The sequence below is a fragment of the Sphingobium sp. 3R8 genome (assembly GCF_020166615.1).
GTDB classification, from domain to species: domain Bacteria; phylum Pseudomonadota; class Alphaproteobacteria; order Sphingomonadales; family Sphingomonadaceae; genus Sphingobium; species Sphingobium bisphenolicum.
Genome location: NZ_JAIQXR010000011.1, coordinates 136,817 through 147,674, shown reverse-complemented (window position 1 = coordinate 147,674; position 10,858 = coordinate 136,817). Strand labels below are relative to the sequence as shown.

The 10,858-nt window shown below is 60.2% G+C and carries 9 protein-coding genes, 1 pseudogene and 1 other annotated feature; of the genes and pseudogenes, 5 read left to right on the top strand and 5 right to left on the bottom strand.

Going from position 1 to position 10,858, the window contains the following annotated elements; translation table 11 throughout:
• Nucleotides 1-100, bottom strand: a sequence feature (AL1L pseudoknot). This feature is flagged as partial in the annotation.
• Nucleotides 1-361, bottom strand: a pseudogene (locus tag K9B33_RS12545) (transposase); the annotation flags it as partial. It overlaps the preceding feature by 100 nt.
• Between K9B33_RS12545 and K9B33_RS12540 the strand changes: the two are divergent.
• A complete protein-coding gene (locus K9B33_RS12540; protein WP_224549175.1) occupies nucleotides 342-581 on the top strand; it encodes a hypothetical protein in 240 nt (79 codons plus the stop codon). The pseudogene K9B33_RS12545 and the gene K9B33_RS12540 sit on opposite strands and share 20 nt — an antisense overlap.
• A 39-nt stretch (nucleotides 582-620) precedes the next feature.
• Here K9B33_RS12540 and K9B33_RS12535 read toward each other — a convergent pair whose 3' ends face one another.
• A complete protein-coding gene (locus K9B33_RS12535; RefSeq protein ID WP_224549166.1) occupies nucleotides 621-1,136 on the bottom strand; it encodes a carboxymuconolactone decarboxylase family protein in 516 nt (171 codons plus the stop codon).
• A gap of 222 nt (nucleotides 1,137-1,358) precedes the next feature.
• On the opposite strand from K9B33_RS12535, the gene K9B33_RS12530 reads away from it, so the two are divergent.
• Both K9B33_RS12530 and K9B33_RS12525 read left to right on the top strand, forming a co-directional pair.
• Nucleotides 1,359-2,624, top strand: coding sequence for an acyl-CoA dehydrogenase family protein (locus K9B33_RS12530; RefSeq protein ID WP_224549165.1), 1,266 nt, complete (start codon nucleotides 1,359-1,361; stop codon nucleotides 2,622-2,624).
• An 82-nt stretch (nucleotides 2,625-2,706) separates the two neighbouring features.
• Nucleotides 2,707-3,927, top strand: a complete 1,221-nt coding sequence (locus tag K9B33_RS12525; protein ID WP_224549164.1) for an MFS transporter — start codon at nucleotides 2,707-2,709, stop codon at nucleotides 3,925-3,927.
• A gap of 9 nt (nucleotides 3,928-3,936) precedes the next feature.
• On the opposite strand, the gene K9B33_RS12520 is transcribed toward K9B33_RS12525, so the two are convergent.
• The 3 genes from K9B33_RS12520 to K9B33_RS12510 all read right to left on the bottom strand — a co-directional run bounded on the left by K9B33_RS12520 (nucleotide 3,937) and on the right by K9B33_RS12510 (nucleotide 8,626).
• Nucleotides 3,937-4,809, bottom strand: coding sequence for a dioxygenase (locus K9B33_RS12520; RefSeq protein WP_224549163.1), 873 nt, complete (start codon nucleotides 4,807-4,809; stop codon nucleotides 3,937-3,939).
• Nucleotides 4,810-4,876: 67 nt separating this feature from the next.
• On the bottom strand, nucleotides 4,877-7,111 hold the full coding sequence (locus tag K9B33_RS12515; protein WP_224549162.1) for a TonB-dependent receptor: 2,235 nt from the start codon (nucleotides 7,109-7,111) through the stop codon (nucleotides 4,877-4,879).
• A 294-nt stretch (nucleotides 7,112-7,405) separates the two neighbouring features.
• Entirely contained in the window at nucleotides 7,406-8,626 is a 1,221-nt protein-coding gene (locus K9B33_RS12510; protein ID WP_224549161.1) for an MFS transporter, read from the bottom strand.
• Nucleotides 8,627-8,872: 246 nt separating this feature from the next.
• On the opposite strand from K9B33_RS12510, the gene K9B33_RS12505 reads away from it, so the two are divergent.
• Entirely contained in the window at nucleotides 8,873-10,093 is a 1,221-nt protein-coding gene (locus tag K9B33_RS12505; protein WP_224549160.1) for an acyl-CoA dehydrogenase family protein, read from the top strand.
• 22 nt (nucleotides 10,094-10,115) lie between these two features.
• The gene (locus tag K9B33_RS12500; RefSeq protein ID WP_224549159.1) at nucleotides 10,116-10,856 is read left to right on the top strand and encodes a carboxymuconolactone decarboxylase family protein; all 741 of its coding nucleotides are present in this window, start codon (nucleotides 10,116-10,118) and stop codon (nucleotides 10,854-10,856) included.
• The last annotated feature ends 2 nt before the right edge of the window (nucleotides 10,857-10,858 follow it).

Sequence of the window (10,858 nt, the reverse complement as noted above, 5' to 3'; positions counted from 1 at the left end):
CGCGGCAGATCGGCTCGATCCCCAAATCCTCACGATGGGCGTCGATGAACGCCATCATCATTTCCCGGGGCGGTCGGGCTCCGCCATCGCAAAATATGCTGATGCCTTGCGCAAAATCTCGTTAGCCCGGCGCAGTTCCTTCACTTCGCGCTCAAGTAACCTCAGCCGCTCACGGTCATCGGCAGCCAGCGCCGCTGGTCCCGCTCGTCGGCTCGCCTCCTCGCGGCACCAGCGGCGCAGCGTCTCCAGCGAGCAGCCGATCTTCGCCGCGATCGACTTCATCACTTCCCATTTCCTCCATGACCATACGGACCGCGCGTTCGCGGACTTCAGGAGAAAATTTGTTCGTCGTCTTGCTCATCACGGATGCTCCTTCTCACAAGTTGGAGCCTCCTGAAAAGCCGGGGCTACTCACCTTCCAGATAAGGCGCGAGCCAAAGCTCAAGATCCGCCTGCCAGTCCTCGTCCATCGCCAGCCGCCGTCAAAGCTGGCTCCCCATGAATCACGCAAGCAGCGCCATGGGAATCCCAAAAATCAAACTTCTGCCAAAGTAGCGCTAAGTCTCGGCTATCGCGCTTAATCGATCTGCCGCCCATCCAATAGATACCAATGCGGCGCTTTAAGGCGCAGGGAATAATGTCCCGGTCGGAACGGGATTGCGGGCGACATTCATGACCATCGCCAACAGCGCATAATAGCCGCATATCGCGCTCAGATCGATAACGCCTTCGCGGCCCAGCAGATTTTCGATCCGAGCATAGGTCGCATCGTCAACACCGTTGTCGTTATGAAGCTGGCTGCAAAAAGCATGGATAAGTTCCTCCTCGGCCGATGCGTCCTCGATCGGAAAGCCTGCGGCGATCGATGCGATTGCCTTCGTGCTGAGTCCCTCCTCCTGCGCAATCACGGCATGGACCTGCCACTCATATTCTTGGCGCCAATGACGCGCCGTCGCCAGAATGGCGAGTTCGCGCAGATTGGCGGGTATCGTGCTTTCAAACCGGAGATAGGTTCCGAGCGCCTGAACGGCACCGAACGCGCCAGGGCTGTTCAATAATATGGCGAACGGACCGCGGACCGAGCCTCTAGGACCCTGCGCGACGATCGCCGCAGCGATCTTCTGAGCATCCGTCATCGCTCCAAAATCCACGGCAGGAATACGCGGCTTAACAGGGTGGTTCATATCACAGCCTCCAGCTTGGCTTGTGCCGATATGCTTTTGGCCAGCAGCGTGCATCTTCGACAGGTTCTTTGCCCGGCAGGCGTACGTGTGGCGGACGGCTTGCGCGGTCGCCTTGTCCGATCAGGCGACCCCGATCCATTACAGTCCCAGTTACTGACCAGGAGTGAGCGAGCCGTGAGTATCCAGACAACCGCACTGCGCGACGACTACGCTGGCCTCGCGCAACCTGAGCCTGGCCTTACGCCGGATGAAATCGTCGCCCGCGCCGCTGCCTTCCGCCCGCTGCTCGTTGAGGATCAGGCCAATTGCGAAGAACGCGGCACCTATTCGGATGCCATGCACGAGCGCTTTCGCGAGGCGGGCCTGTACCGCGTTCTCCAGCCCAAAATGTATGGCGGGTACGAGTTCGACCTGCCTGTTTTCGCACGCGTGATCATGGAAATTGCGCGCGGCTGTCCCGGTACGGGCTGGGGTTTCTGCCTCGCCTCCGCACATTCTCTGAACGTTGCAGGCCTATTCACTAAGGAAGGCCAGGATATCGCGTTTGGCGACGACGGCGAATTTGCCGCCCCGGCGCGCGGCGTGCCCAGCGGCACGGCGACCGAAACCGACGATGGCTGGATCATTGATGGGCTGTGGGACTATTGTTCGGGTTCGCCGCACAGCAATTATGCGATCTTCGGTGTACGGCTGATCGAAAAGACACCGTCTGCCGGGCCAGTGTTCGGCACTGCGCTGGTGCCGCGCGAACAATGGGAAATGCTTGACAACTGGGGCGATTTCATTGGCTTGCGTGCCAGCGGATCGAACAGCATCCGCGTCGACAAAGCGCTGGTCCCAAAGTCGCTCGTCGTGCGCCAAAACCTGTTTTCCATCGATATCGATGGGGGCACCGAAGGCTATCATCTTCACGGGAACCCGATGTATTCCGGCCGCATGTTCGGCTTCTTCCAAACCGAGATCACCTCGATCCTGGTTGGTGTGGGTTTTGCGGCGCTCGACGAATTTGAGCGGATCATCAAGCGCAAACTTGACGCGCCAGCCAGCGGCCCTCCAGGTCTAGGCGGCGGCGTTCAAGACTTCCTACGGCCTTATGGCCTAGCTTTGGGTATGTTGGAAGCGGCGCGTAACGCCGTTCTTTCGGGCGCGCAATCCTATATGGACTATTGCGCAGCGGGGGTCGTCGACGCGCGCCTATATAGCGAAATCGACGACATGCGCATTCAGGCCGGGCTGCAGCATGCTGCAAAGCTTTCGGGCGACGTGATCGATCTGCTTTATCAGGCGGCGGGGACCAGCACGTCGGCCAAGAATGGCAGCCGGATGCAGCGCTACTTCCGCGATATCTCGATGGCGCGGACCAACCCTGGTCTCGCCTACGAGCGGACCGCTGCCATGCTGGCCCAACGCACCATCAATGAACGGATCGCTGCCGTTTGAAAGCAGAGCCTTGCGCGGTTGTGCATTGGATTGACATGACAACGACAGGCTGTCGGTTGATACGACGATAAGGCACGGTAATTTGGCGCACGGAACGGTTGCATTCTCACCTTTTGAAGGTCCGTTTCGGTTCGTCTGGATGCTCCGCGCGTTTGCAACGCTGGGCAGCCAGATGGTCGCCTTCGCTTTGGCGTTGCAGCTTTATGAGATCAGTCGATCAACGCTGGACCTTGGTTTGCTAGGCCTGATCCAGTTTGGGCCGACATTGCTTCTGGCACTGCCGGCCGGGCATTTGACGGACAGGTTTGCGCCAGGACGGGTCGCGCTGGTTGTCCAGTTATTCAATGCCGCGACTGCGGCCATGCTCGTTCTTGCCAGTTTGTCGACGACCGGCCTGACTTTGGCCCTTTTCGGTGCGGCTCTGGTGACCGGCGCGACGCGGGCTTTCGACCATCCCATCAATACCGCGCTCATTCCCAGTACGGTGGCACGCGAGCATGTAGCAGGCGCGGTCGCCTGGACCACGTCGATTGCCAAGATCGGCACGCTTATAGGGCCAATGGCAGGCGGTGCGCTCTATGCTCTGGCACCGCAAGCGACCTATCTCATGGCGCTGATTCTGTTCATGGCGGCTGCCGGCGCCGCTGCAATTCTGCCGAGAGTGGCGGCATTGCCCTCAGGCCAATCGCCGGGGCTCAAATCGATATTTGCCGGCTTTGGCGTTATCCGACGCGATCATGTGCTTGGAGGGGCCATGGCACTCGATATGCTCGCCGTGTTGCTGGGGGGCGCCACCGCACTGCTTCCGGCCTATGCGGTCGATGTGCTGCATACCGGGCCTGTCGAACTGGGCTTCCTGCGATCGGCGCCGGGTGTGGGCGCTGTTCTTGTCGGTCTTTGGATTGCGCGGCATCCGGTTCAGCGCAATGCCGGGCGCACGCTTCTGGCGACGACCGCGCTGTTCGGACTGCTGACCTGTGCGTTCGGCCTATCTCGACACTTCTCGCTCACGCTGGCAATACTCGCGGCGATCGGGGCGGCGGATATGGTAAGCATCCATATCCGCAGTGCGCTGGTCCAGCTACGTACTCCCCCTGAATTGCGGGGGCGCGTCGGGGCAGTGAACGGCATCTTCATCAGCAGTTCCAACCAGATCGGAGCGTTCGAATCCGGGCTGACGGCCTATTGGTTCGGGTTGATACCGGCGATTGTAGCGGGTGGGCTTGCCACCGTCGCTGTGACGGCGCTCATCGGCGCAAGATTGCCGTCGCTGCGCAAAGTCGATAAACCCTATGAGCGCTAGGCGCAGGGTTTATTCGCTCAGGGCCAAGGTGAAATCGCCGCGCAGGGTGAACCATGTCCCTGACATCGTCCGCCCATCCGGCGCCACGCCGTCCTGATGGTGCTCGAAATGGCGGATCAGGGAATCCTTCACGCCGAATACGACGTCGGATTTGAGCACGTCATCTCCGGATGCAAACAAATGCGTCACAAGCCGCTTGTGTCCTGACGCTTCCACGAGAAAATGGACATGTTCGGGTCGATAAGGCGAGCGCCCTTGGGCGACGAGCATTTCGCCCACGGGGCCGTCGGTGGGTATGGGATAGGCGCAGGGCCGCACCGTCCATAGGCGAAAGCTGCCATCGGCCTGAGTGTGAAAGCGCCCACGACCTGACAGGCCTGGCTGGCTTTCCAGTTTTTGGAGATCGTAAAAGCCATCGGCGTCGCAATGCCAGATATCGACGATGGCGTTGCATAGCGGCGATCCGTCCGTCGACCTTACGAACCCGGAAATGTAAAGCGGCAGGCTGTCCAGTCCCGCCCCGATATCGTCGCCATCGGCAAAAGCGGGGGGAGGGACGTAAAATGGTCCGAACACGGTTGTCGCGGTGGCATTGGAGGGCAGGCGGTGGTTGATGGCATCGACCAGCATGGATACGCCGAGCGTATCGGACAGCAGGATGAATTCCTGCCGCGCCTCGTTCGACATATGGCCAGTGCGGGTGAGGAAGTCGATGCCAGACGCCCATTCCCTTTCGGTCGGCTCGACCTCTCTGATGAAGGCATGCAGATGGCGGATCAGGGCGCTGCTGATCTGACGAGTCCGTAGCGAAGCGGTGTCGCTGATGCTGCTCAGCACGGCGTCGGTGATGGTCGTCTCATCCAAGTTCGACGTTATGGCCATGCCATTCCCTTTCCCGGTTCGCGTGCCCCCTTGAACGAAAGGTCGCATTGGGGGCACGCGGCAATCTTCAGAAAGATCGTTTGACCGACAGGAACACCGTGCGCGGTCGCGCCGGCGTTGCGCGCGTCGATCCCGTGCCGGGATAGGTGTCGTCAATGTTGAGATAATAATATTTGTTGGTCAGGTTAGTGACCGCCAAGGACAGCTGCCATGGCGAGGATTCCGGTACGAGTGTCAGCTTGCCATTCAGTACCGTATAACCGCTGAGCTGGTTGAAGGCGCTATTGACGGCCTGCGTATAGAGGCTGGACTGGTAATTGACGTCCAAACGCGGGGTCAATGTACCAAATGTACCAAGCGGGATTTGATATTGGGCGCCGATGCTGGCTTTCCATTTCGGCGTGAAAGGCGAAATCATGTCATAGGTGAGGCCGGATGCCAAAGCGTCGGCGGACAGCCGCTTGAACTTGAAATCGATATAGCTGAGCGACCCGTCGAACGACAGGCCTTGGGCAGGACGTGCGGAAAATTCCAGTTCTGCGCCCTTGAGGTGCGCATCCCCCGAATTGAGCGGTATCGCTGAAATCGGGAAGCCGCCATAACCGCTCGTGATCGACTCCTGGATATCCTTATATTTGTCGAAGAAGGCGCTGACGTTCAGCGTCAATTTGCGATCGAAAAGGTCGCTCTTGAATCCGATTTCGTAATTTTGCAGCCGCTCGGGTCCAAAGGCTTGCACTTGGCTGGGCACGAACGGCCGGGGATTGATGCCGCCGCCACGAAAGCCTGTCGAAAAGGTCGCATAAGTCATGAAGGCATTGGACCAGCGATAATCGAGCGTCGCGCGATAGTCGCTGGAATTGCCGCGGAACTTGCTGGTCAGCCCATCGGTCGATGCCGTGAGCGCGGCCCCAGGCGTATTGGGCGTGCGGTTGAAGGTATAGTCGCGCTTGTCATGGGTGTAGCGATAGCCCAGCGTCAGGTTGAGCTTGTCCGTGACCTGGTAGGTGCCGTGTACGAAGCCGGCTATGCTGCCTGACGTAACGACATCGTTCTGGTTGAAGTCGGCGAGCTGCGGGCCGAAGGGCGAACCGACATAGCCCAGATTCTGGCGGCCGGACTGCACGCCGCGGTCGTCGGAATAATAGGCGCCGACCGTCCAGTCGAGCCGGTCGGTCTTGCCGCTCAGGCGCAATTCCTGCGTGAAAGAGCGATAATTGAGATAGTTATCCAGCAGATTGCCTGACAACGGGCCGCCGTCGCCATCGGATACGAAATGCGCCTTATAAGCGCGGTAGGCAGAGATGGTGACAAACGACAAATTGTCATTGATCGCGTAGTTGATCCGTCCCGAAACGCCCCATGGCGCCGTCTTTGCGACGGCAGGCGCACAATAGTTTAGCTCTGGAACGCAATAGGTCGCGTAATTGGTGAAGCGTTCGCTGGTCAGAAACTGCGCGAAATTGGTTTCGGGAATGCCCTGAAGATTGCGCGCATAAATTAATTTGGTCGCGGCCGGCTGGTCGTCGATCTTTGCGTAGTCTGCGCTCAGGTCGACCTGAAGCGCGGGCGTCGGGGTCCAGCGCACCTGTGCGCGAATGCCCTTATGATCGGTCCCGCCTTCCTTGCCCAGCACGCAATTGGACGCGGTGGTTACGGCGGCAATCCCCGATCCGGGGTTGAGGCAGCCATAATCCTTGCGCGTCACATAGCCGTCTTCGCGCGAATAGGCGGCGGTGATGCGCATCGACAATATGTCCTGCACCAGCGGAATGGTAACCGCGCCACGCAGGCGGACGGTATCGTAGGATCCATAACCGGCCTCGATATAACCGCCGAAATCATTGTCAGGCGCCTTCGAGAAAATCTTGATCGCACCGCCGAGCGAATTTTTGCCCGACAATGTGCCCTGCGGCCCGCGGAGCATTTCGATGCGATCGATATCGACCAGATCGGAAGCGGAACCAAATAATGTCGGCACATAGACGTCGTCGAGATAGACGCCGACAGCAGGGCTGAGCGCGAAGTTGAAATCCCCCGCACCGATGCCGCGGATGTTGATGCTGGGCGTCATGCCATAGCCGGAGCCGCCCTTGAGGACGGTGACGTTAGGCGCGTTGCCCGCAATATCGGCGACATTGACCTGGTTGCGCTGCTCGATGGTTTCGGCCGTCAGGGCGGTGATAGCCAAAGGCGTGTCTTGCAACTTCTGAGAGCGGAACTGCGCCGTGACGATGATGTCCGCCGAAGACAGATCATTGGTCTGCGGCTTGTCCTGGGCATTCGCGATGGCCGGGAGCACCAGAGCTGCCAGAGCAGCGATAACACTCGTGTGCGACAATAGGTACCGGGAATTTCGGTTCATTCAACACCTCACCTGCAATATATTCTGGCGTCCACTATGTCGTATGGGCGCATTATGCAGGTACAGGCCTATCCAGATTTCAATAAGAAGACAGTATCCTCCGTCCGTCCCGCGTACGAATGGCGCGAACATATTTCAGAACGCGAAGGATCACGCAAACGCTGTTCCGTCGTTTTCATGGAAAGGCTGAACATTGAAATATATCAAGCCGCTATGTTGGTCGATCAAGAATTATGCGCGAGTGGGAAAGGCCCGTCCGCTAACCAGCAACAGCAGCGCAGCGATAACATTCAACCCAACCAGCGTGCCGACCAGCGGCAGATAGGTATGGGTCTTGTCGAACAGCCAACCGCCCAGGAAAGGCGTAATGGCGCTTGCCACGGTCTGCAAAGATATGGCGATGCCGGTCGTCGCGGCGAAACGGCTGGGCGCGACGCATTTGCTGAGCAGCGCCATCGCGCCAACCTGCACCGCGCCAAAGCCAGCGCCCAAGAATAGCGGGTAGATATAGAATAGCGACGTCGAGCGCGCACCCATCAACAGCATCAAGCCGAAGGCGAAAGTGACGCTGCCCGCCGCAAGAATCCGCCTGATCCCGAAGCGTCCGCCCAGGGCGCCGATCGCGAAATTGCCCGCGAGAGTCGAGGCGGCCATGATCGACATCGACGTCGCGGCGGCGCTGAAGCTACGGCCGAAATCGCTCAACATGGCCAGGCCATGGGCGATATAGACCGAACTGCTGGCGCCTGCGGCCATGATGCAAAAAATAACGATGCATACGGGCACAAGCCCGGTGTCGGTCGTTCCGGTGGCCTGCATCGGCATGCTCAGGTCCACCGAATCATCCATATGGGGGGCGTCGCGAACGACGAAGAGGGCAAGGCCCAGTGCGATGACGCCCAGCGCCACGAACACCAGCCAGCCGGCACGCCAGTCGTTACCCAGCCCGATCGCGCCGCTGATGAGCGGGGCCGCTATGAATCCGCCTGCGCCCATCGTCGCGTACAACACGGCAAAGGGGCGGGCGCGATCTTCCTTGAACCAGCCAGCGACGCAGGCCTGATTCGCGACAAATCCGCCTGCGCTCATCGCCAGGCCGACCAGCAGGCCGAACGCCAGGATGGCGGGCAAAGCCCCTTGCACGATCGTCGCCATGGCAATCGAACCCAGGATCAGCATCACGCTGCCCAAAATCAGGACGCGGCGCGCGCCGACGCGACCGACCAACGCTCCCATGATTGGTGCGGTCAGCCCGGTAATCGCCATGTTGGCCGAGACGAGCAGGCCGAGCAGACTGCGGTCCAGCCCCATGGCCGAAACCATGGCCGTGTTGACTACGCTGGCGCCATAGATGGGAAATGCGGCGTTGATGCACAGGAGGGCGGAGCATGCCGCCAGCATGCGTGTCTGATCGCGACGGTATCGAACATCGGTCTGCGCCAGAACATCCATGCAGTCTCTCCAGTGGCGTTGCCCGGCGTCAGCGGGGCTATTTTCGGATCGACCACTACGACCTTGCATAGGCGTTCGCAGCCTGATGCGGAACCGCGTCCGTGAGGTGTACCATCGCGCCGCGTACACATTGCGGACGCGGCCGGTTCGCGTCTTGCTGACAGGAGAGGGGATCGACCAACTAACGATACGTCCAGCGGCCCGGACAAGTCCGCGACGATCACATCGATGTTCGAGAGGTTCCTTATGTCCAACGTTCAGGCTCTTGCCAGCCCTCTCCTTGCGCCGCCAGAACCGGGACTGACCGCGCAGGATATGATCGCCAGAGCACATGCCCTGATCCCGACGTTGCGGGAACGGCAGGCGGAGGCGGAGGCAGCGGGTCGATTGCTCGAAGCGACCAATGACGATTTTCTGCGTGCCGGATTCTATCGCGTGGTCCAGCCGCGCCGGTTCGGCGGCTATGAATTCAGCCTGCCCGACTATGTTCGCGTCATGATGGAGATCGCCCGCGGTTGTCCTTCCAGCGCCTGGGTTCTGGCGCTGGTTTCTGGGCACCCGATCATGCTGGCGGACTTTGACGAGCGCGCCCAGGAGGAAGCCTATGGCAATGATGGCGATTATCGCTGTCCATCCGTCGGTTCCCCGGTGCCGGTCAAGCGCGAGGACAAGGGTTTTCGCGTCAGCGGCGGGTGGGATTATACGTCGGGCTGCGACGTTTCCACGCACGCCATGGTCAGCGGCCTGGTTCCTGAAGCCGATGGCAGCATGGTCGCCCGCCTGATGCTGGTCGATCGCAAGGATTACGCCATCGTCGACAATTGGCGCATGATGGGGATGCAGGGCACCGGATCGCGGCGGGTGATCGTGGAGGATGTCTTCGTGCCCGAATATCGCACCGCGCCGATGGCGATGTGGCAGGCGCGCGGGGCGAATGCGCCCCATGCCAACCCGATGTATAACGGCCGCAAGGGTTCCTTCTTCCTTATCGAATTGGGCGCTGTGGTCGTCGGTACGGTGAAGGGCGCGCTAGACTTGTACGACGAGTTGTGCCGGACCAAGAAGATGCGCTTTTCGCCCAAGGTCGCCTTGTACGAAAGCCATGAATTCCAGCAATATTATGGCGACGCGCAGGCACTGGTCGATGCGGCCGAAGCCTTGCTGCTCAAGGTGACCGAACATTATATCGAAGCCTGTGTGGCCGATCCGCGTACCGGCGGCGATTTCAGCGAAGAGACGGACCGTCGGCTATTCTGCGCGGCGCAACAGGCCTGCCGCCTGGCGTGGGAAGCGCTGGAGATCATCTTTACGACGGCCGGCACGAGCATCGGCGCCAGGGATTCCATGCTGGCCCGCGTCTATCGCGACGCCAGCGTCCAGAAGACGCACTTCGTCCAGCAGCGTTCGCGCACGGCGGTGAATGCGGCACGGCTGCACTTCGGCCTGTCGCAACTCACGCCTTTCTGACCGACAAGAAAAGTTGCATTTTATGACGCAGGACCATGAGGCGATACGCGACGCCTATCGGCAACGACGCGGACATTGGAATGACGATCTGGAAGCATTGCTGGCTTATTCGCCCGCCTATGTGACCGCCTATCTCGAATTTTCGGCCTATGTCGCGGATCGCGGCACGTTGACGCCGAAATTCCGCGAGCTGATCTACGTCGCGACGAACTGCACGCCGACCCATATGTTCGAAAAGGGGCTGCGCAATCATGCGAAGCAGGCGATCGCGCTGGGGGCCACATCTGCCGAACTGCTGTCCGTCGCGGCGACGGTCAGCGCGATGGGCATATATTCCTATCAACTGGTTGCCGATACCATAGCCGAATTGCTGCCGGAGACAGTCGAGGGCACCGCACCCGATGATGTTCGGCGGATCACGGCGGATCATGCGGAGCTGTTCGGCGAGGTCACGGTCAACGCCGCGACGGGCATCGCCCTGGACGCGGATTTCCATGCGACATGGCTGGATTTCGCCGCTGCCCCGGTGCGCGGACCCTATGCCGCGCTGTCCTACAAGGAGGCGCATCTTCTGGCTTTGGCGGTGCACGCGCAATGTACCCAGCTCAGCCCGGACGGGGTGCGGCAACATGCCCGCGCGGCGATCGCGCATGGGGCCAGCGTCGATGAAGTGCTGGATGTCGGTCGTCTGGTATCCAGCATGGGCATCCACGCCATGATGTTCGCGCTGCCGACGATCACCGATCTTATGAGGGGTGACTGACC

Excerpts from the sequence above, each read along its gene's own strand:
- K9B33_RS12505 (WP_224549160.1), top strand. The coding sequence starts at position 8,873 with ATGTCCAACGTTCAGGCTCTTGCCAGCCCTCTCCTTGCGCCGCCAGAA.
- K9B33_RS12510 (WP_224549161.1), bottom strand. The coding sequence starts at position 8,626 with ATGGATGTTCTGGCGCAGACCGATGTTCGATACCGTCGCGATCAGACA.
- K9B33_RS12500 (WP_224549159.1), top strand. The coding sequence starts at position 10,116 with ATGACGCAGGACCATGAGGCGATACGCGACGCCTATCGGCAACGACGC.
- K9B33_RS12535 (WP_224549166.1), bottom strand. The coding sequence starts at position 1,136 with ATGACGGATGCTCAGAAGATCGCTGCGGCGATCGTCGCGCAGGGTCCT.
- K9B33_RS12520 (WP_224549163.1), bottom strand. The coding sequence starts at position 4,809 with ATGGCCATAACGTCGAACTTGGATGAGACGACCATCACCGACGCCGTG.